This is a genomic window from Arthrobacter pasteuri (genome assembly GCF_054510955.1).
Map to the genome: position 1 here is coordinate 17,128 of NZ_JBTNDO010000004.1, position 19,834 is coordinate 36,961.

A 19,834-nucleotide genomic window follows, 5' to 3' on the forward strand; every position below is an offset into this window, starting at 1 on the left:
ACTAGGAGGCGGCGAATCCGCGCAGCAGCGCGGCAGCCTCGGCGACGGGGACGTTCTGCGCCTCACCCGTCCTGCGGTCCTTGACCTCGAGGACCCCGTCCGCCAGCCCACGCCCGACGACGACGATGGTGGGCACGCCGATGAGCTCCGCGTCGCCGAACTTCACGCCCGGGGACACCTTGGGCCGGTCGTCGTACAGGACGGCGAGGCCGGCCGCCTCCAGCTCTGCGGCGAGCTTCTCCGCGGCCTCGAACACCTCGGCTCCCTTGCCGGTCGCGACGATGTGGACGTCGGCGGGAGCGACGTTGCGGGGCCAGACGATGCCGCGGTCGTCGTGGTTGGACTCGGCGAGGGCGGCGATGGCGCGCGTGACCCCGACGCCGTACGAGCCCATGGTGACCGTGGCGAGCTTGCCGTTCCGGTCGAGGACCTTCAGCCCGAGCGCGTCCGCGTACTTGCGGCCGAGCTGGAAGATGTGGCCCATCTCGATGCCGCGGGCAGCGATCAGCGGTCCCGATCCGTCCGGTGCCTCGTCGCCCTCGCGCACCTCGACCGCCTCGATGACACCGTCCCAGGCGAAGTCGCGGCCCGCGATGAGCCCGAAGACGTGCCTGCCGTGCTCGTTGGCACCCGTGATCCACGACGTGCCGGGAACCACGCGGGGGTCCACGAGGTACCGGAGGCCGGTGGACGCCTCGGCGCCGATGACGGCGGAGTCCAGTGCGAGCCCGGGGCCGATGTACCCCTTGACGAGGCCCGGGTGCTTCTTCAGGTCCTCCTCGTTGGCGGCCTCGACAGCGACCTCGCCGCCGGTCTCGAGGTGGCCGGCGATGTTCGCCTCGATGCGCTTGAGGTCCACGGTGCGGTCGCCGGGCACGCCGACGACGACGATCTCGCGCTCGCCGGTGGGCAGGACGGCGGCCAGCACGACGTTCTTGAGGGTGTCGGCGGCGGTCCAGGCGCGGTCGTCCCGGGGCACCGCGGCATTGGCATGGTCCACGAGGGTGCCGATGGTGGGGGTGTCGGGGGTGTCGCGCACCTCGGCGGCGGGGGCGTCGGTGTAGTCGATCGCCTCGGGGACCACCGTGGTGACGGCCTCCACGTTGGCGGTGTAGCCCCCGGCGGACCGGACGAAGGTGTCCTCGCCGATGGGTGTCGGGTGCAGGAATTCCTCGCTCTTCGAGCCGCCCATCGCCCCGGCCGTCGCCGTCACCGGGACCACCTCGAGTCCGAGGCGCTCGAAGATGCGGAGGTACGCGGCGCGGTGCAGCTGGTAGCTTGCCTCCAGGCCCTCGTCGTCGATGTCGAACGAGTAGGAGTCCTTCATGATGAACTCGCGTCCGCGGAGCAGGCCGGCACGGGGGCGGGCCTCGTCCCGGTACTTGGTCTGGATCTGGAAGAGGCTCACGGGGAGGTCCTTGTACGAGGTGTACAGGTCCTTCACGAGCAGCGTGAACATCTCCTCGTGCGTCGGCGCGAGGAGGTAGTCCGCGCCCTTGCGGTCCTTCAGGCGGAAGATGCCGTCGCCGTACTCGGTCCAGCGGTTGGTCGCCTCGTAGGGCTCCTTCGGCAGCAGCGCCGGGAAGTGGACTTCCTGCGCGCCGATGGCTTCCATCTCCTCGCGGACGATCGCCTCGACCCGTGCGAGGACCTTGAGCCCCAGCGGCAGCCAGCTGTAGATACCCGGCGCCGCGCGCCGGATGTAGCCCGCGCGCACCAGGAGGCGGTGGCTCGCGACTTCGGCGTCGGCTGGATCTTCACGCAGGGTGCGCAGGAAAAGGGTCGAGAGTCGTAAGACCACGCGGGTGTCCGTTCATATCGGTACTGCCATTCACCTTCCCGCCGTCCGGCGGGAAACAACAGGTACCAATCTAGCGGGTCCCGCCCGCTGGACCGCCGCGGGCCGCCGCGTCCGGATCCCTCCTCAGAAGAGGATGGTCGCGAACGTGTCCACCTGCTCGAAGCCCACACGCCGATAGGCCGCGAGGGCCCGTGCGTTGTAGGAGTTCACGTAGAGGCTCACGGTCGGGGCCAGCGAGCGGGCGGCGTCGACGACGGCGGCCATGTAGGCGGCGCTCAGCCCCCTGCCCCGGTGGTCGGGGTTCATCCAGACACCCTGCACCTGCACGGCCTGGGAGGACACCGTGCCCAGTTCGGCCTTGAAGACCACCTCGCCGTCGTCACCGAACGCGGCGAGCGAGTGCTTCCTGCTGATGAGGGATGCGACGCGGCGCCGGTAGTGGTCCGACCCGCCGATGAACGGCGAGTAGCCCACTTCCTCCTCGAACATCGCGGCGCAGGCGGGCAGGAGCCGGTCGAGTTCGTCGGGCCGCGTGAACCGGAGGTCCGGCGCGGGGGCGATCAGCGGGTCCGTGTCGATGGCCATGAGCGGCTGCGTGGGGCGCACGTCGAACGGCTCGGCACTGTAGTCCTCGAGCGTCGACCACAGGTCCATGACCCCCTCGGAGAGCCCGAAGATCGACGAGAAGGTCCGGCCCGACCGGCCGAGGTGATCGCCGAAGATGGCTCCGGTCTCGTCCGTCACGCCGATCGGCACGAGGTTCACGCCGGCCCAGCAGGCAGCACGCAGCTCGTTGTGCCGGAACATGCCGATGATCTCACCGCCGGAGAACGACGGCGCGGCCGTGCCCATGGACTCGAGGTGGGAGGCTACGAACACGTTGGCCACCGGATCGGCGGCGACGATCGCCCAGAGGTCCCTCGTGTCCTCCTCGCCGAGGACCCGGAAGGACCAGGGCCCTTCGGGATCGGGCTGGGGCCTAGCTAACGGTAACCATGGGGCCACCCTGGCCAGCAGTTTCGCCATCAGCCTCACCCATTTCCTCTGCGAGCCGCATCGCTTCCTCGATGAGTGTCTCAACGATCTGGTCCTCGGGGACAGTCTTGATGACCTGGCCCCGAACGAAGATCTGCCCCTTGCCGTTGCCGGATGCGACACCCAGGTCGGCTTCGCGGGCCTCGCCCGGCCCGTTGACGACGCAGCCCATGACGGCCACGCGCAGCGGGACCTCCATGCCCTCGAGGCCGGCGGTGACCTCCTCGGCGAGCGTGTAGACGTCCACCTGGGCCCTGCCACAGGACGGGCAGGACACGATCTCGAGCTTGCGGGGACGCAGGTTGAGCGACTGCAGGATCTGGTTGCCTACCTTGATCTCCTCGACCGGCGGGGCCGAGAGCGAGACGCGGATGGTGTCGCCGATGCCCTTGGACAGGAGCGCCCCGAAGGCGGTAGCGGACTTGATCGTGCCCTGGAAGGCCGGTCCGGCCTCGGTCACGCCGAGGTGCAGGGGCCAGTCGCCGCGCTCGGCGAGCAGCTCGTAGGCCCGGACCATGATCACGGGGTCGTTGTGCTTCACGGAGATCTTGAAGTCGTGGAAGTCGTGCTCCTCGAAGAGGGATGCTTCCCAGACGGCGGACTCGACGAGGGCCTCGGGCGTTGCCTTCCCGTACTTCTCCATGAGGCGCGGGTCCAGTGAACCGGCGTTGACGCCGATGCGGATGGAGGTCCCGGCGGCCTTTGCGGCCGCGGCGATCTCCTTGACCTGGTCGTCGAACTTCCGGATGTTGCCGGGGTTGACGCGCACAGCCGCGCAGCCGGCGTCGATCGCGGCGAAGACGTACTTCGGCTGGAAGTGGATGTCGGCGATCACGGGGATCTGGGACTTCTTCGCGATGATCGGGAGCGCGGCGGCGTCGTCCGCGGACGGGCAGGCCACGCGGACGATGTCGCAACCGGTGGCGGTCAGTTCCGCGATCTGCTGGAGCGTCGCGTTGATGTCCGTGGTGGGGGTGGTGGTCATCGACTGGATGCTGATCGGGGAATCCGATCCGACGCCCACCGATCCGACCTTGATCTGGCGGGTCTTGCGCCGGGGGGCGAGGACGGGCGGCGGTGCTGCTGGCATTCCTAGGTTGACCGAGGTCAAAACATCCTCCATGCTGGCGGCCTTGACCGCTCGTCCGACGAGATTCTTGATTTCATTATCCACCCGCCCCGGCGGCCGACGGCCCCGTGGCGATCCAGGTCACACGAGGTCGCGGAACGCTCCGACGACGGGATTCCACCCGATGGTCTTGACGGCCGCGATGGCCCCGACGACGGCGAACGGGTCCTGGCTCACGAGCTGGTTGAGGTCCGCCTCGGTCTCGGCGGAGAAGACCAGGAGGGCACCCGTGCCATCCGAGAAGGGACCGGAAGCCAGGACGCGGCCCTGCTCCACGAGCCCCTGCAGCCAGGCCCGGTGGGCCGGCCGGTGCTCGGCGCGGAGGTCGTTCTGGTCGGGGCTGTAGACGTACTCGACGGCGAAGATACTCATGGGCTTCACCCTACGGGACCGGCAGCAGGTAGACCTTGATGATCGTCGCCACGCCCGCAGCCCAGAGCATCGAGGCCAGCGTGCCGATAATGAACCGCTCGGAAGCCGCCGGGGTCTCCTTGAGTTCTGCGTAGCGCCCCAGAGCCTTGATCGCGACGACGTACGCGATGGCGACCGGCTGCCCGCCGAGGATGGCGACGGTCACCGCGAGCCGCTCCAGCACGCCGATGACCAGCCCTCCGCGAAGCACCCCCGGCGGCAGGGCGTCGACCGGTGCCTGGGGCGGATCGGCGGGTGGTTCGGGGAGGTCGAGCTGGGGCTGGTCCGCCGGCTCGGGCGGCTCCTCGCGGCGTCGTTCCGCGGTGTCGACCGAGCGGGCCAGGCGCAGCACGAGCATGGTCACGGGTGACCCGATGCCGCCCGCGACGAGCAGCGCCACCGCGATCCATAGTGCGTCCACCGAGCCTCCTTCGTCCTTCCTCCATGTCTACCCCACGGCACCCCCAACGGTGCGGCGCAACCCGGCGCGCGACACAGCTAGGCGATCGGCTCCTCGGCCGCGCCGTCATCCACCCAGGCCAGGAGGCGAGCGGCTGCCGGCCGGACGGCGTGCTCCTCGTGCCAGGCGGCGCGGGCCGCGGCCTTGCTCACGGCCTGCGGGCTGATGCCCAGGGTCCGTGCCACGGCTGTCTGCGTGCCGCGCTCGCCGGGCTGGAGGAGATCCAGGATCCGCCACTCGGCCTCCGAGCGGCCCAGAACGTGGCGCCCGAGCAGCGCGAGCACTCCCTCCGCCTCCCCTGGGCCGGCGGCCCGGCCATCCGGGCCCTCGACGGCGAGGGGCGCGCGGTCCCCCGTCTTCTTGGCGCGGTCGACGGCTTTCCGGGCAGCGACGAAGGCAGACCCGCGACCCTCCCGGGGGGAGGCCGGAAAGGGCCGCTCCACCTCTCCGATGCCGATGCCGACGTACCAGCCGCCCGCGCGCAGGCAGAGCATCGTGGCCTCGACGACATCGCCCGCGGAGGCGACGACGCCCTGCGCCTCGTCACCGACGGACCGCTCCCAGGGCAGCACTGCGGGAATGGGATGCAGGAGCTCCAGCAGTTCCGGGATGCGATCCTCCGAGGAACGGCTGCCTGCCTGGTCGATGGTGAGAACGAACACTCATCAACCGTATGGGGTTGAATTCCGGATTACAACCGGTCAACCGAAGAGGTCGACCGGCTTCACGATGTCGGCATAGACCAGCAGGACACCCATCCCCATGAGCAGGATCGCCACGGCATAGGTGAGCGGCAGGAGCTTGGCCATGTCGAAGGGTCCCGGGTCCGGACGCTTCAGCAGGCGGGCGATCCCGCGGCGCAGCCCCTCCCAGAGAGCTCCCGCCACGTGCCCGCCGTCGAGCGGGAGGAGCGGAACCAGGTTGAACACGAACAGGGCGAGGTTCACGCCGGCGACGAGTCCAACGAGCGTCGCCGCGCGGGAGGCCACGGGGATCTCCTCCATCGCTGAGATCTCCCCCGCGATCCTGCCGACACCCACCACGCTGATGGGGCCCTCCGGATCACGCGGCGCATCCGAGAACGCTGCCTGGCCGACCTCCACGACGCGTTGCGGGAGGTTCAGGACCACTCCCGCGACGCGGGCCAGCGAGTCGCCGACGGCCGGGAGTACCTCGCTCGCCGGCTGCGGCACCAGTTCCTGCGTCGACCCGACGCCGATGAAACCGACCTCCTGGGTCACGGCGTTGCCCTCGTCGTCGACCTCGACGGCGCCGTCGACCGTCGTGACCGGCCGCTCCGTCAGCAGGGGGGTGATCCGGGAGTCGAGGGTCTCGCCGTCGCGCACCACCGTGATGCCGACCTCGCGTCCCGCTGCGTCGCGGATCCAGCCGGAGAACTCGTCCCAGTTCGTGACCTCCCTGCCGTCGAAGGCGACGACGCGGTCCCCCGGCTCGAGGCCCGCCTCGAAGGCGGGGGCGGCGGGATCATCCGGGGCGCAGTCGGTCTGGCCCGTGGCCGCCTGCTGGCTCGCCGGCACCACGCACCGGTAGACCTCGGACACCGTCGTGGTCGCCTGGGCGGTGCCGAAACCCATGATGAGCACGGCGAACAGGACCGTCCCGATCAGGAGGTTCATTAATGGCCCGCCGAGCATGATGACGATCCGCTTCCAGATGGGCAGCTTGTAGAAGACGCGGTTCTCGTCCCCGGGCTGCAGCTGTTCGGCGGCGGCCTGCCGGGCGTCGTTGGTGAGCTGCTGGAAGACACCGGTGCTGGACTGGCGCACCGCACCGGCCGCCGTGGTCGCGGGAGGGAACATGCCCACCATCGAGACGTAACCGCCGGCCGGGATCGCCTTCAGGCCGTACTCGGTCTCCCCGCGTCGCCTGGACCAGATGGTGGGACCGAATCCGACCATGTACTGCGTGACGCGGACCCGGAACAGCTTCGCGGGCACCAGGTGGCCCACCTCGTGCAGCGCGATCGACGCCGCGATCCCGATCACGACGAAGAGCACGCCGGCGAGAAACAAGAGAACAGTCACAGCTTGTCCTTCTGGTCTTCCGATCGGGCTGCCGTACCCGGCAGCGGCGACCCCGACGGAGCTTCCGCGAGGCCACAACGGACCCGGGCCCTCGCCCGTGCCCAGCGCTCCGCGTCGAGCACCGCGGCCAGGCTCAGCGCCCCACCGGCACCCGCGCCTTCTTCGGCACGCTGGTCGTCGACGACGGCGGCCACCGTGTCCACGATGTCAGGAAAACCTATGGCTCCCCTGTGAAAGGCATCCACGGCCTCCTCGTTCGCGGCGTTGTAGACGGCCATGCGCGTGCCGCCCTCGGCTGCCGCGCGCTTGGCGAGCGAGATCGCCGGGAAGGGCTCCTCGTCCAGCGGCTCGAAGGTCCACTCGGTGGGCCGGCTCCAGTCGCAGGCACGCGCCGACCCCGGCACCCGGAACGGCCAGCCGATCCCGAGGGCGATCGGGAGACGCATGTCGGGCGGGGAGGCCTGGGCCAGCGTGGAGCCGTCGATGAACTGCACCATCGAGTGGATGACGGACTGCGGGTGGACGACGACGTCGATCCGCTCCAGCGGGATGTCGAAGAGGAGGTGCGCCTCGATCACCTCGAGGGCCTTGTTGACCATGGAGGCGGAGTTCGTGCTGATCACCCGGCCCATGTCCCACGTCGGATGGGCGAGGGCCTGCGCCGGCGTGACGTCCCGCAGCTGCGCGCGCGTCCGGCCACGGAACGGGCCACCGGACGCCGTGAGGACCAGGCGGTCCACCTCGTCGGTCGTGCCGCCGCGGAGCGCCTGGGCAATGGCGGAGTGCTCGGAGTCGACGGGGACGAGCTGCCCGGGGGCGGCCGCCGCACGCACGAGCGCTCCCCCGGCGATCAGCGACTCCTTGTTGGCCAGTGCGAGCAGGTGTCCGGCCGCGAGCGCGGCAAGGGTCGGCTCCAGGCCGATCGAGCCGGTGATGCCGTTCAGGACCACGTCGGCGTCGGGCCAGGCCGCCACCTTCGCTGCAGCGCTGTCGCCCGCGAACAGTTCCGGCGCGTACCCGGTGACGCCGGCGTCATCGGCGGCGTGTCCAATCGCGCGCTCGAGGTCCGCCTCCGATGCGGAGGCGACCCCGACGGCGGGAGCCAGGACCGCGACGGCCTGACGGGCGAGGAGCTCCAGGTTTCGCCCTCCCGCGCTGAGTCCGGCGACGCTGAAGCGGTCGGGAGCCGCGGCGATCACGTCGAGTGCCTGGGTCCCGATGGAACCGGTGGAACCGAGGATGGAGACGCGCCGATGCTGCCGGGAGGGGTTGCTGAAATCCATGGCCCCAGTATCTCGCAGCGGGAAAGGAGTGTTGCGCAGTGGAGTGAGTTCCTTTCCAGCGTCACCCGTCAGTGGTTCGAGGGCTGCGGATGACTCGAGACCGATGAAGATGGGGGTGCGATCGGTGCGCGCTCAGGTCGTGGCTTGCCACGTGAGCACCGATGCTCCTGCTTTCATCGCCGGTCCGGCCGGCACCGCTCTCATCACGGTGTTGCGAACAGTGATGCTGATCCTGCTCTCAAGCCCAGCACCGAAGCGCCCGGCGCTTCGCGATCGGCGGGCTATCTTCTGCGTGCGAGGGCGGCGGGACGCGTCGAAAGTGCTCAATGCCGACTGCAGGGACACTCCCTCGTTGACGGGTCGACCGATCAGGAGTCCGACGCAGGCGCCGTCCTCCAGCGAGGAGTTCGCTCCTTGCCCCATGGTGGGGATCATGGCGTGTGCTGCGTCGCCGATGAGCACGACCCGTCCGAAGACAAAGGTCCTGAGGTGAGGGGCGAGGTCGTAGACGTCGTGACGCAATACCTGGTCACCCGGGGTGCGATCGATGAGAGGACGTACGGGGTCCGCCCATTCGCGGAAATGATGCATGGCGGCGGCCTTCTCATCGGGCCAGCGATAGCCTTCCTCCGAGGAGGTGTACCCGTACCAGTACACCTGGGCAGCTCCGATACGTACGGCCCCGAACTCTGTTCCCGGGCCCCATCGAACAGTGAAATCCTCTGTCACAAGCGCCGAGTCGGGCACGATTCCACGCCACGACGACTTGCCACTGAACCGCGGCGCTGTTCCTGAAGCAACGAGGCCCCTGACAGTGCTGCGAAGACCGTCGGCCCCGATGACAAGATCGGCATCATAGGACACGGCACCCGTCGCGCTCACACAGTCCACTCGTGCCTTGGCTCCGCCCGGTATACCCGGAGTGACGCTGACGACCCGGGTACCACCCATCAACATGGCCCCGTGAGCAGCAGCAAGCAGCACGCCGTGGAGGTCCTGTCGGTGGATCCCGTAGACCTCCTGGCTCGAGCTGGATGTCCTGGCGGGAGGGACGCGCAACAACCATGAGCCGTGTTCATCGGTGGTGCCGGCCATACGTATCCGATAACCCGCAGCGCGGACAGCAGCGTCGACGCCAAGAGGTGCCAGAGCCGACATCCCATTAGGAGTGATCGTCAGGCCTGCACCGACCTCCGTGAAGGCCCGCGCCCGCTCGAGCACAGTCACCTTCCAGCCCTCTTGTAGGAGAGAAACCGCCGCAGCCAGGCCTGCAATGCCCCCGCCGACAACTACTGCGTGGTGCTCGACCGTCATGACAACACCCTCCCAACAGCCTTTGCTGACCGAGCCTACGCCGACCAGCCGGTCGAGGGCGGATCTGGCGGGGTATGGTCAACCGGTGCTGTTCCGGAACCGAGAAGGGTGCGCAGGGTGCCATTTGTACTGATCCGTCTCATCCGACGACTCGGGCGCAGGCGTATTTGGGTATTACCAGCGCTGATCATCATCGTGGTGTTCCTCACCAGTTGGCCTCTCATGGTGTGGGCTGAGCCGTCGAGCAACACGATCACGTCGGCGGGAAACTACTGGTGGTGGTTTCTGGTCACCGCCGCCACGGTCGGGTACGGCGACTACTTTCCGACCACGGTCGGCGGCCGCGCGGTCGGGGGCTACGTGATCGTCGGTGGCATCGTGACATTGACCACCCTGTTCACCAGCATTGCAACCGCGATCGATAACGCGAAGGGACACCGCATGAAGGGCCAGAAGGATCTGGATATGTCGAACCACCTCGTGATCGTGGGCTACACGCCTGGACGCACCCAACGACTGATCCACGAGATCGTCGCTGATGACGTTCATCCGGTTGCCCTGTGCGCCTGGGAGGACGTTCCGGAGAATCCGATGCCCGAGCAGCCCGACCTCGGCTTCGTCCGCGGTGATCTCACCGAGGAAAGCGTGCTGCGGCGTGCCGGCGTGCACCGTGCCGCGCGCGTGCTCATCGACGCCCGCGATGATAATGAAGCACTCGCGGTCACCGTAGCCGTCACGCATGTGAACCCCGGTGCGCACACCGTCGTCACGCTGCGCGATATGAGCCGCGCCCGCAACTTCTCCTACATCGACGCTGGTGTCCGCTGTGTTCAGTGGCACTCACCTCGGCTTGCCACCGAGGAGTTGCAGGACCCCGGCATCGCTGTCATCTACGCCGACCTGATGAGTCATGGCGGTCGGAACACCTACAGCACGCGACTGCCCCGAGCACTCCCGCAGGCGACCTTCGGGCAGGTTCAGGAAGCTCTGGGACGGAACTTCACCACCACGGTGCTCGCCGTCCAGCACGAGGGTGCCGTCATCAATCCCGAATGGGACGCGCAATTGCCCGAAAGTGCCGTCCTGTACTACGTCGGAGAACGAAGGCTTTCCGGCGAGGAGATCATCCGCGCCTTGACACGGTAGTCCGAGGGTCATGCCGATCGCGGCCCCACCCCAGCTGTACCGGCCTGAGCGACCCCGAACGCCCCCATCAGCGGTGGCCACCACACGGATACTCGCCCACCAGCAGGATCAGGTCATCGAACCTCATGAAAGGTCATCGAGTATCCCGCAGCCTGCTCCTGCGTCCGCTCGCCCGGTCCCCGGCCCACCGTCACGCCCGGGCCCTCGCCAGGATGCTGCGTGCATGACGGAGGATCGGCTCGTCCACCATGCGCCCCTCGTAGGCGAACACGCCCCGCTCCCCCTCCGCGGCGGCGAGCAGCGCACGGGCGCGCTCCACCTCGTCGTCGGCGGGAGCGAAAGCGGCACGGATCGCGGCGACCTGGCTGGGGTGGATACACGCCTTTGCGGCGAAGCCCGAGGCGGCAGCATCCTCGGCCTCGGCGGAGAGGCCCTCGGTGTCGGCGATGTCGACGTAGACGGCGTCGATGCAGCCCACGCCCACCGCCCCGGCCGCGAGGAGTACCTGCGAGCGCGCCTGGAGTGCCACGGCCCGGTAGGTGCCGTCCGACGTCCTGCTGGAGGTGCCGCCCAGCGAGGCGACGAGGTCCTCGGCGCCCCACATCAGCGCGGTGACGCCCTCGGCGCGGGCGATCGCTGCGGCCTCCACGACGCCGCGGGCCGTCTCGACGAGGGCGATGACCTCGACGTCCCCGAGTGCCTTCCGAACCGCCGCGACGTGTTCGGGCGACTCCGTCTTGGCGAGCATGACGGTGCGGTAGCCGGTGCGGCGGACGGCTTCGCAGTCGAGTTCGAAGTCCGCCGTGCCCACCGCGTTGAGCCGCACCACGGTGCGCTCGGGGGCAAGTGGAGCCTCGGCGAGCGCCGCCCGCGCGGTTTCCTTGGCCGCGGGCGCGACGGCGTCCTCCAGGTCGAGGATGACAGTGTCGGCGCGGTCGGCGGCCTTGCCGTAGCGCTCGGGGCGGTCCGCCGGGCAGAAGAGCAGCGCGGGACCGAGGGTGGATGCACTCATGACTGTCCCTCCCTGGTTGCCGTCGAGGACCACATCAGCACGCTGCGGGTCGCCGTCGCCACGACATCGCCGTGCTGGTTGCGCCCGGTGTGGGCCATGGACACGATGCCTTGTCCGGGGCGCGAGGACGACGGGCGGACACCGGTGATCTCGGTCTCGGTGTACAGGGTGTCGCCGTGGAAGAGCGGCCGGGGGAAGGCGACGTCGGTGAGCCCCAGCTGCGCCACGATGGTGCCCTGGGTGAGCTGCGTGACCGACTGGCCGACGAGCGTCGCCAGGGTCAGCATCGAGTTCACGAGCCGTTGCCCGAAGGGCTGCCCGGCGGACCAGGCAGCGTCGAGGTGCAGGGCCTGGGTGTTCATGGTCAGGGTGGTGAACAGGACGTTGTCCGCCTCCGTCAGGGTGCGCCCGGGCCGGTGCGCATACACCGTGCCGACTTCGAGCTCGTCGAAGTACAGTCCGCGCTGCTCGATGACGCGCCCGGCCGGCACGGCGTCACCGCTCACGCGGCGGCTTCCCCGAGTTCGATCCGCAGGGGGGCTCCGGTCGTGGCGATCACGTCCTCGACGGTGACGCCGGGTGCGGTCTCGCGCAGCACCAGGGTGCCGCCGTCGTCGGGTTCGACGTCGATCACGGCGAGGTCGGTGACGATCCGGTTCACGCACCCCTTGCCCGTGAGCGGTAGGGAGCAGGAGTCGACGATCTTCGGGCGGCCCGAGCGGTCGACGTGTTCCATCATCACGATGACGCGTTTCGCGCCGAAGACGAGGTCCATGGCCCCGCCCATGCCCTTGACCATCTTGCCGGGGACCATCCAGTTGGCGAGGTCCCCGTTCCGGGCGACCTCCATGGCACCGAGGACGGCGACGTCGACGTGGCCGCCGCGGATCATCCCGAAGGATGCCGCGGAATCGAAGAACGCCGCCCCGGGGTTGGCGGTGACGGTCTCCTTCCCTGCGTTGATGAGGTCCGGGTCCACCGCGTCCTCGGCGGGATAGGGGCCGACGCCGAGGATCCCGTTCTCGGAGTGCAGGACCACCTCGACGCCCTCCGGGATGTAGTTGGGGATGAGCGTGGGCATGCCGATGCCGAGGTTGACGTACTGTCCGTTTTCCAGCTCCTGCGCAACCCGGGCGGCGAGTTCGTTGCGGGTTCGTGCCATGGTCATGCTCCTTCGGGGGCGGGCGCGGGGGCGGCGAGCGACACGGTGCGCTTCTCGACGCGTTTCTCGGTGCCGGGTGCGAGGACCACGCGCTGGACGAAGATCCCGGGTGTGTGGATGGAGCCGGGATCGAGCTCGCCGGGTTCGACGAGCTCCTCGACCTCGGCGATGGTGATCCTGCCGGCGGAGGCGCACAGCGGGTTGAAATTCATCGCTGTGGCATGGAAGACGAGGTTGCCGTGGCGGTCGCCCTTCCAGGCATGTACCAGCGCGTAGTCCGGGCGGAGGGACTCTTCGAGCACGTAGTCGACGCCGTCGAAGGACCGTACCTCCTTGGGTTCGGACGCGACGGCGACGTTGCCGGCGTCGTCGTACCGCTGGGGAAGGCCGCCCTCGCTGACCTGGGTGCCCACGCCGGCCGTGGTGTAGAACGCGGGAATCCCGGCGCCGCCCGCCCGGAGCTTCTCGGCAAGGGTGCCCTGGGGCGTCAGCTCCACCTCGAGCTCACCCGCGAGGTACTGGCGCGCGAATTCCTTGTTCTCCCCGACGTAGGAACTGATGGTCCGGCGGATCCGGTGCTCGGACAGCAGGATGCCGAGGCCCCAGTCGTCGACGCCGCAATTGTTGCTCACGGTCTCGAGCTCCGCCGTCCCCTGCGCGTGCAGGGCCTCGATCAGGGCTCCCGGGATACCGCACAGGCCGAATCCGCCGACGGCGAGTGATGCGCCGTCGGGGATGTCCGCCACGGCCTCTGCTGCACTGCCAACCACCTTGTTGATCACTGCTTCTCCTTACGTGTCGCGGGGCCGCTACTGCGCCCCGGGGGCTCCGGCCGAGAGGCCGAGTTCCCTCGCGATCAGCATGAGCTGGACCTCCGTGGTCCCCTCGCCGATCTCGAGGATCTTCGAGTCACGGTAGTGCCTGGACACCACGAACTCGTTGATGAAACCGTAGCCGCCGAAGATCTGCGTCGCATCGCGGGCGTTGTCCATGGCCGCCTCACCGGCCACGAGCTTCGCGATCGAGGCCTGCGTCTTGAATGGCTTGCCGGCGAGCATGCGCGATGCGGCGTCGTAGTAGGCCAGGCGGGCGGTGTGCGCTCTGACCTGCATGCGGGCGATCTTGAACTGGATGGACTGGTAGGCGCCGATGGTGCTGCCGAAGGCCATCCGCTCCCCGGCGTAGCGGATCGACTCCTCCACGCAGCCCTGCGCTGCACCGGTCGCAAGCGCCGCGATCGCGATCCGGCCCTCGTCGAGGATCTGCAGGAAGTTGGCGTAGCCCCGGCCGCGCAGGCCGAGCAGGTTCGCCTCCGGAACGCGGACGTCCCGGAGCGTGAGCGGGTGCGTGTCCGAGGCGTTCCAGCCCACCTTGTTGTAGGCCTTCTCGGCCGTGAAGCCCGGCGTGTCCGAGGGGACGAGGATCGTAGAGATCTCCTTCTTCACGGAGCCGTCCGGGCGCTCCGAGGTCCCGGTCACGGCGGTGACCGTGACCAGGGAAGTGATGTCGGTGCCCGAGTTCGTGATGAACTCCTTGGTGCCGTTGATCACCCACTCGGGGCCGGCGGCGCCGTCCTCGAGCCTCGCCGTCGTCTTCGTGCCGGAGGCATCGGAGCCCGCCTCGGATTCGGTGAGGCCGAACCCGCCGAGGGCCGTACCCGCCGCGAGGGAGGGCAGCCACTGCTGCTTCTGCTCCTCCGTGCCGAACCGGTAGACCGGCATTGCCCCGAGCGACACCCCGGCTTCGAGGGTGATGGCCACGGACTGGTCCACCCGGGCCAGCTGTTCGAGGGCCAGGCACAGCGCGAAGTAGTCGCCGCCCATGCCCCCGTACTCCTCGGGGAACGGCAGGCCGAACAGGCCCATGTCCCCCATCTGCTTGACCACCTCGTAGGGGAAGCTGTGCTCGGCGTCGTGCTTCGCGGAGACCGGCGCCACGACCTCGTCCGCGAATTCGCGGACGGTGTCGACGAGGTCCTGGTAGTCATCGCTCAGTTCGAAGTTCATGCTGCATTCCCTTCCTCTGGGATCGGTACGCGACCGCCCTCCGGGGCGGCCTCGATGGTGGCGACGACCTGTTGCGCCCTGACGAGGTCCCCGGGCTTCAGGGACAGGCGGACGACGCCGGACAGCGCGGCGGTGAGCTGGTGCTCCATCTTCATGGCCTCGACCGCGACCAGGACGTCGCCCGCCTGCACGGCGGCGCCGTCCTCGACGGCCACGGACACCACGGTCCCCGGCATGGGACTCCGCACCAGCGGGTCGGCCGATCCTTCCTCGCGGGTGATCCGGGACAGGGCTGCGTCGAGCAGTTCCCGGCGGCCGGGCCGGCGGAGGCGGGCCGACCAGCCGGCCTCGCCCAGCCATACGGTGTCCCCGTGGACGGCGTACTGCCGGCGCGACCGCACGCCGTCCACGGTCACCCCGCCGTCGTCGTCGACCTGGACCGCCAGGACTGCATCCGGACCGCCGTCACCGGACACGGTCCACCCGCTGCCGGCACGCAGGAGCCGGACGGTCGCTGTCGCACCGCCGTCGAGTTCGAGCGTCACCGTGCGGGGGCGGGCCGTCCCGAGCCGGAAGCCGTCGCCGCGATGCCAGGGTGACCCGGCGGATGCGCGGGGCCTTGGTGGTCCTGGGGATTCGGCCTCGACGAGCAGCGCGGCGGCGAGCGCGATCTCCTCGGCGGTCACGTGCCGGAAGGGCAGGCCCGGGAGCCGTCGCTCGATCAGGGTGGTGTCGAGGCGGGCCGCCCGCACGTCGTCGTCGTTCACGAGCAGGCGGAGGTACTCGATGTTGGTGTCCACACCCAGTACCACCGTGCCGGCGAGCGCCGCGTCCAGGCGGTCCAGTGCCTGCCCGCGGTCGGCACCCCAGGCGATGACCTTGGCGAGCATCGGATCGTACGACGACGAGACGGTCCCGCCGGGCAGGAGCGAGCTGTCCACGCGGATGCCCTCCCCCGCCGGCTCGGTGAGTGCCAGGATGCTGCCGGTGGACGGCAGGAACCCTGCCTCGGGGTTCTCGGCGTACACGCGCGCCTCGACCGCGTGACCGGTGAGGACGACGTCCTTCTGCGCCAGGGGCAGTTCCTCGCCGGCTGCGATGCGGATCTGCCACTCGACGAGGTCGACGCCGGTCACGAGTTCGGTCACGGGGTGCTCGACCTGCAGGCGGGTGTTCATCTCCATGAAGAAGAATTCGTCGGGCGCGGCATCGGACACGAGGAACTCCACCGTCCCGGCTCCCGTGTAGTCGACGCTGCGCGCCGCATTGCAGGCCGCCTCGCCGATCCTGTGGCGCGTGGCCTCGTCCAGCAGGGCCGAGGGAGCCTCCTCGATCACCTTCTGGTGCCGGCGCTGCAGCGAGCACTCGCGCTCGCCGAGGTGGAGAACGGTGCCGTGCGAGTCCGCAAGCACCTGCACCTCGATGTGCCGGGGGCGCTCGATGAGGCGCTCGAGGAACAGCGTGTCGTCGCCGAAGGCACGCTCGGCAACACGTCGCGCCGTGGCCAGCGCTTCCGGGAGGTCCCCGGGACGGTGCACGGCGTGCATGCCCTTGCCCCCTCCGCCGGCCGAGGGCTTGATGAGCAGGGGGAAGCCGACGTCGCGGGCGGCCCGGAGGAGGTCGTCGTCGGACAGGCCGGGCTCGGCGACGCCGGGCACCACGGGGACGCCGAATCCGGCGACGTGGTTCTTCGACCGGATCTTGTCCCCCATCACGTCCAGCGCGTGGACGGAGGGCCCGATGAACACGATGCCCTGCTCCTGCAGTGCGTCCGCGAACCCGGCGTTCTCGCTGAGGAACCCGTAGCCGGGGTGGACCGCCCCCGCTCCGGTGCGACGGCACGCATCGAGCACGGCGGGAATGGACAGGTAGCTCTCCGACGGCGATGCCCCGCCGATGCGGACGGCGAGGTCCGCTTCGCGGACGTGCCGGGCTCCGGCGTCGGCGTCGCTGTGGACGGCGACCGAGCGGAGGCCGAGCGCACGGATGGTGCGGAGGACGCGGCTCGCGATCTCGCCCCGGTTCGCGACGAGGACGGTGTCGAAGGGCCAGGAGCCCCGTGGGGAGGAACTGTTCGGTGTCATGGGGTCACATCCGGAAGAGGCCGAAGGAGGTGTCAGGCAGGGGCGCGTTGGCACACACGTCGAGCGCGAGGCCGAGGACGGTGCGGGTGTCGGCCGGATCGATCACGCCGTCGTCCCACAGGCGGGCCGTCGAGTAGTAGGGGTTGCCCTGGGCCTCGTACTGGTCGCGGATGGGGTTCCGGAACGCCTCCTCCTCCTCGGGCGACCATTCCTCACCGCGGGCCTCGAGCTGGTCGCGCCGGACGGTCGCGAGGACCGACGAGGCCTGGTTCCCGCCCATGACGGAGATGCGTCCGGCGGGCCACATCCAGAGGAAGCGCGGGGAGAAGGCGCGTCCGCACATGGAGTAGTTGCCGGCACCGAAGGAACCGCCGACGACGACGGTCAGCTTCGGGACCCGGCACGTGGCGACGGCGGTGACCATCTTCGCGCCGTTCTTCGCGATACCGCCCGCCTCGTAGTCCTTCCCGACCATGAACCCTGACAGGTTCTGCAGGAAGACCAGGGGAACCCCCCGCTGGTCGCAGAGCTCGATGAAGTGGGCTCCTTTGAGGGCGGACTCGCTGAACAGGACACCGTTGTTGGCGACGATCCCGACGCGGTGGCCGTGGATCGTCGCGAAGCCCGTGACGAGCGTGGTGCCGTACTCGCGCTTGAACTCGTGGAAGAGCGAGCCGTCGACGATGCGGGCGATGATCTCGCGCGCGTCGTAGGAGGCATTGACGTCCGTCGGTACCGCTCCGTACAGCTCGTCCTGCGGGACCACCGGCTCGAGGACCGGCCGGTCGGGGACCGAGGTCTTGTGCAGGTCGGCCGGGACGGGCGGCGGAAGCGTCGCGATGATGTCCCGCACGATCTCGAGGGCGTGCTGGTCGTTCTCGGCGAGGTGGTCGGTGACGCCGGAGACGCGGGAGTGCACGTCGCCGCCGCCGAGTTCCTCGGCCGTGACCACTTCGCCGATCGCGGCCTTCACGAGCGGGGGCCCGCCGAGGAAGATGGTGCCCTGGTTGCGGACGATCACGGTCTCGTCGCTCATGGCCGGCACATAGGCGCCGCCTGCCGTGCAGCTGCCCAGGACGGCTGCGATCTGCGGGATCTTGCGGGCCGACATGGTGGCCTGGTTGTAGAAGATCCGGCCGAAGTGGTTGCGATCCGGGAAGACCTCGTCCTGGCGCGGCAGGAAGGCTCCGCCGGAATCGACGAGGTAGACGCACGGCAGGTTGTTCTCGAGGGCGATCTCCTGAGCCCGGAGGTGCTTCTTGACCGTCATCGGGTAGTACGTTCCGCCCTTGACGGTGGCGTCGTTGGAGATCACGAGCACGTGGCGCCCGTGGACCAGGCCGATACCGGCGATCACGCCGGCGCCGGGGCACTCGTCGTCGTACATGCCGTTCGCCGCCAGCGGTGCGATCTCCAGGAAGGGGCTGCCGTCGTCGAGGAGCTGGTCGATGCGCTCGCGCGGCAGGAGCTTGCCGCGCGCGACATGGCGCTCCCGGGAACGTTCCGGTCCGCCCAGCGCGGCGGTGGCGAGGCGGCGCCGCAGCTCCCCGACGAGTTCCGTCTGGGCCGCGGAATTCGCCGCGAACGCCGCCGAGAGCGGATCGACCTTCGAAGCCAGAGTCTCCATCGACTACTTCCTCGCACAGTGTTCAGTTAGCAGGCGCTAACCCGATTCAGGTTAGTGGTCATTAACCTGCCTGTCCATCAGAATGATGGGACAACTCCCCCGCGGACGACAAGGACCTGCATGGAGGCACTGCCCACCGAAGACCGCGTGACGGGCCGGAGCATCGCGAAGGCCACCCGGCGCGCGGCGCTCCTCGACGCTGCGGCGCACCTGTTCGCCGACCGCGGCTACAACGGGGTGTCCATCGAGGACCTCGGCGCCGCTGCGGGAGTGAGCGGGCCGGCGGTCTACCGGCACTTCCCCGGCAAGCCGTCGGTGCTCTCCGCCCTGCTCACCGGCGTCAGCGAGGACCTGCTGGAGGGCGGGCGGGCGGTCGCCGACGGCGCGTCCTCCCCGGAGGAGGCGCTCCGGGGGCTGATCCGCTTCCAGGTGGCGTTCGCCCTGACCAACGCCGACGTCATCCGCGTGCAGGACCGGGACCTCGGCTCACTGGCGCACGACGACGAACGCATGGTCCGCTCCCTGCAGCGGAGCTACGTGCAGGTATGGGTGGACCAACTCGCCGACTACCTCCCGGACACCGACCGGTCGCTGCTGCGACGCAAGGTCCACGCCGTGTTCGGGCTGATAAATTCCACTCCCCACACCGCGCACGGGACGAGTTCCGGGCGTGAGCTCGGGGCGCTGCGGGACCTGCTGCAGGACATGGCCTGGGCCGCCCTGACCGTATGACGCCGGAATCGCGCCGCCGCCACCCATGCGCGGTCGCCTAGTACGCTGAAGCCACGAGAAGTATCGGCCGCGCTGCCCGCCCGGCCACTCCACCGACTGAAAGTACCGCTGTGATCACGCTACGTCCCGTTGAAGCCTCCGACATCGACGCCTTCTTCTCGCACCAGCTGGACCCCAGCGCCAACCACATGGCGGCCTTCGGCGCCAAGAACCCCTCGGACCGGGGCGTCTTCGACCACCACTGGCAGGACATCCTGAACGACAGCAAGATCACGGTGCGCACCATCCTCTCGGACGGCGAGGTGGTGGGCAGCATCCTCGCCTACCACCACGACGGGACCCCGGAGATCAGCTACTGGATCGACCGCTCCCGCTGGGGACAGGGCATCACCACGGCCGCCGTCGGCCAGTTCCTCAACGAGGTGACCCAGCGGCCCATCCGCGCGCGGGCCGTGGCCGACAATGCGAGTTCCATTCGGATCCTCGAGCGCTGGGGCTTCCAGCAGGTCGGCGAGACGCAGGGCTTCGCCCCTGCCCGCGGCGCCGTGGTCCGGGAACTCATCCTCGAACTGCCGTAGCCTCCCGTC

At 69.4% G+C, this 19,834-nt stretch carries 19 protein-coding genes; 3 read left to right on the forward strand and 16 right to left on the reverse strand.

The features are described from left to right. Position 1: 1 nt before the first annotated feature. The 9 genes from ACX80H_RS14645 to ACX80H_RS14685 all read right to left on the reverse strand — a co-directional run bounded on the left by ACX80H_RS14645 (position 2) and on the right by ACX80H_RS14685 (position 9,478). The gene (locus ACX80H_RS14645) at positions 2-1,801 is read right to left on the reverse strand and encodes a proline--tRNA ligase (RefSeq protein ID WP_459314134.1); all 1,800 of its coding nucleotides are present in this window, start codon (positions 1,799-1,801) and stop codon (positions 2-4) included. Between the two features lie 123 nt (positions 1,802-1,924). Beyond that, positions 1,925-2,827 (reverse strand): GNAT family N-acetyltransferase, encoded by a 903-nt coding sequence (locus ACX80H_RS14650; protein WP_459314135.1) that lies wholly within the window; start codon positions 2,825-2,827, stop codon positions 1,925-1,927. Further along, positions 2,781-3,947 (reverse strand): flavodoxin-dependent (E)-4-hydroxy-3-methylbut-2-enyl-diphosphate synthase, encoded by a 1,167-nt coding sequence (ispG, locus tag ACX80H_RS14655; RefSeq protein WP_087072205.1) that lies wholly within the window; start codon positions 3,945-3,947, stop codon positions 2,781-2,783. Before ispG ends, ACX80H_RS14650 begins: the two co-directional genes overlap by 47 nt. Positions 3,948-4,046: 99 nt before the next feature. Beyond that, positions 4,047-4,337 (reverse strand): YciI family protein, encoded by a 291-nt coding sequence (locus ACX80H_RS14660; protein ID WP_459314136.1) that lies wholly within the window; start codon positions 4,335-4,337, stop codon positions 4,047-4,049. 10 nt (positions 4,338-4,347) lie between these two features. Next, entirely contained in the window at positions 4,348-4,797 is a 450-nt protein-coding gene (locus ACX80H_RS14665) for a hypothetical protein (protein WP_459314137.1), read from the reverse strand. Positions 4,798-4,874: 77 nt separating this feature from the next. After that, positions 4,875-5,498 (reverse strand): MarR family transcriptional regulator, encoded by a 624-nt coding sequence (locus tag ACX80H_RS14670; protein ID WP_459314138.1) that lies wholly within the window; start codon positions 5,496-5,498, stop codon positions 4,875-4,877. Between the two features lie 39 nt (positions 5,499-5,537). After that, positions 5,538-6,881, reverse strand: coding sequence for a M50 family metallopeptidase (locus tag ACX80H_RS14675; protein WP_459314139.1), 1,344 nt, complete (start codon positions 6,879-6,881; stop codon positions 5,538-5,540). Continuing rightward, positions 6,878-8,164, reverse strand: coding sequence for a 1-deoxy-D-xylulose-5-phosphate reductoisomerase (gene dxr / locus ACX80H_RS14680; RefSeq protein WP_459314140.1), 1,287 nt, complete (start codon positions 8,162-8,164; stop codon positions 6,878-6,880). Before dxr ends, ACX80H_RS14675 begins: the two co-directional genes overlap by 4 nt. A gap of 132 nt (positions 8,165-8,296) precedes the next feature. After that, entirely contained in the window at positions 8,297-9,478 is a 1,182-nt protein-coding gene (locus ACX80H_RS14685) for an FAD-dependent oxidoreductase (RefSeq protein ID WP_459314142.1), read from the reverse strand. A 117-nt stretch (positions 9,479-9,595) separates the two neighbouring features. Here ACX80H_RS14685 and ACX80H_RS14690 point away from each other — a divergent pair, with 117 nt between their 5' ends. Continuing rightward, positions 9,596-10,624, forward strand: a complete 1,029-nt coding sequence (locus ACX80H_RS14690; protein WP_459314280.1) for an ion channel — start codon at positions 9,596-9,598, stop codon at positions 10,622-10,624. A 190-nt stretch (positions 10,625-10,814) separates the two neighbouring features. On the opposite strand, the gene ACX80H_RS14695 is transcribed toward ACX80H_RS14690, so the two are convergent. The 7 genes from ACX80H_RS14695 to ACX80H_RS14725 are packed head-to-tail and all read right to left on the reverse strand — an operon-like array spanning position 10,815 to position 18,515. Further along, the gene (locus ACX80H_RS14695; protein WP_459314143.1) at positions 10,815-11,636 is read right to left on the reverse strand and encodes an HpcH/HpaI aldolase/citrate lyase family protein; all 822 of its coding nucleotides are present in this window, start codon (positions 11,634-11,636) and stop codon (positions 10,815-10,817) included. Further along, entirely contained in the window at positions 11,633-12,142 is a 510-nt protein-coding gene (locus tag ACX80H_RS14700) for a MaoC family dehydratase (RefSeq protein ID WP_459314144.1), read from the reverse strand. The genes ACX80H_RS14695 and ACX80H_RS14700 overlap by 4 nt, the downstream gene beginning before the upstream one ends. After that, positions 12,139-12,798: a CoA transferase subunit B gene (locus tag ACX80H_RS14705; RefSeq protein WP_459314145.1), complete on the reverse strand. Its 660-nt coding sequence runs from the start codon at positions 12,796-12,798 to the stop codon at positions 12,139-12,141. The genes ACX80H_RS14700 and ACX80H_RS14705 overlap by 4 nt, the downstream gene beginning before the upstream one ends. A 2-nt stretch (positions 12,799-12,800) precedes the next feature. After that, positions 12,801-13,580, reverse strand: a complete 780-nt coding sequence (locus tag ACX80H_RS14710) for a CoA transferase subunit A (RefSeq protein ID WP_459314146.1) — start codon at positions 13,578-13,580, stop codon at positions 12,801-12,803. A 27-nt stretch (positions 13,581-13,607) separates the two neighbouring features. Continuing rightward, positions 13,608-14,804 carry an acyl-CoA dehydrogenase family protein gene (locus tag ACX80H_RS14715; protein ID WP_459314148.1) on the reverse strand — a complete coding sequence of 399 codons (1,197 nt, stop codon included), beginning with the start codon at positions 14,802-14,804 and terminating at the stop codon, positions 13,608-13,610. Continuing rightward, a complete protein-coding gene (locus ACX80H_RS14720; RefSeq protein ID WP_459314149.1) occupies positions 14,801-16,888 on the reverse strand; it encodes an acetyl/propionyl/methylcrotonyl-CoA carboxylase subunit alpha in 2,088 nt (695 codons plus the stop codon). The genes ACX80H_RS14715 and ACX80H_RS14720 overlap by 4 nt, the downstream gene beginning before the upstream one ends. Before the next feature lie 4 nt (positions 16,889-16,892). Next, entirely contained in the window at positions 16,893-18,515 is a 1,623-nt protein-coding gene (locus tag ACX80H_RS14725) for a carboxyl transferase domain-containing protein (protein WP_459314150.1), read from the reverse strand. A 120-nt stretch (positions 18,516-18,635) separates the two neighbouring features. Between ACX80H_RS14725 and ACX80H_RS14730 the strand changes: the two genes are divergently transcribed. Then, positions 18,636-19,247 (forward strand): TetR/AcrR family transcriptional regulator, encoded by a 612-nt coding sequence (locus ACX80H_RS14730; RefSeq protein WP_459314151.1) that lies wholly within the window; start codon positions 18,636-18,638, stop codon positions 19,245-19,247. Positions 19,248-19,357: 110 nt separating this feature from the next. After that, positions 19,358-19,825: a GNAT family N-acetyltransferase gene (locus ACX80H_RS14735; RefSeq protein WP_459314152.1), complete on the forward strand. Its 468-nt coding sequence runs from the start codon at positions 19,358-19,360 to the stop codon at positions 19,823-19,825. Positions 19,826-19,834 lie beyond the last annotated feature (9 nt).

Excerpts from the sequence above, each read along its gene's own strand:
- ACX80H_RS14650 (WP_459314135.1), bottom strand. The coding sequence starts at position 2,827 with ATGGCGAAACTGCTGGCCAGGGTGGCCCCATGGTTACCGTTAGCTAGG.
- ACX80H_RS14660 (WP_459314136.1), bottom strand. The coding sequence starts at position 4,337 with ATGAGTATCTTCGCCGTCGAGTACGTCTACAGCCCCGACCAGAACGAC.
- dxr (WP_459314140.1), bottom strand. The coding sequence starts at position 8,164 with ATGGATTTCAGCAACCCCTCCCGGCAGCATCGGCGCGTCTCCATCCTC.
- ACX80H_RS14685 (WP_459314142.1), bottom strand. The coding sequence starts at position 9,478 with ATGACGGTCGAGCACCACGCAGTAGTTGTCGGCGGGGGCATTGCAGGC.
- ACX80H_RS14695 (WP_459314143.1), bottom strand. The coding sequence starts at position 11,636 with ATGAGTGCATCCACCCTCGGTCCCGCGCTGCTCTTCTGCCCGGCGGAC.
- ACX80H_RS14705 (WP_459314145.1), bottom strand. The coding sequence starts at position 12,798 with ATGGCACGAACCCGCAACGAACTCGCCGCCCGGGTTGCGCAGGAGCTG.
- ACX80H_RS14715 (WP_459314148.1), bottom strand. The coding sequence starts at position 14,804 with ATGAACTTCGAACTGAGCGATGACTACCAGGACCTCGTCGACACCGTC.
- ACX80H_RS14720 (WP_459314149.1), bottom strand. The coding sequence starts at position 16,888 with ATGACACCGAACAGTTCCTCCCCACGGGGCTCCTGGCCCTTCGACACC.
- ACX80H_RS14725 (WP_459314150.1), bottom strand. The coding sequence starts at position 18,515 with ATGGAGACTCTGGCTTCGAAGGTCGATCCGCTCTCGGCGGCGTTCGCG.
- ACX80H_RS14730 (WP_459314151.1), top strand. The coding sequence starts at position 18,636 with ATGGAGGCACTGCCCACCGAAGACCGCGTGACGGGCCGGAGCATCGCG.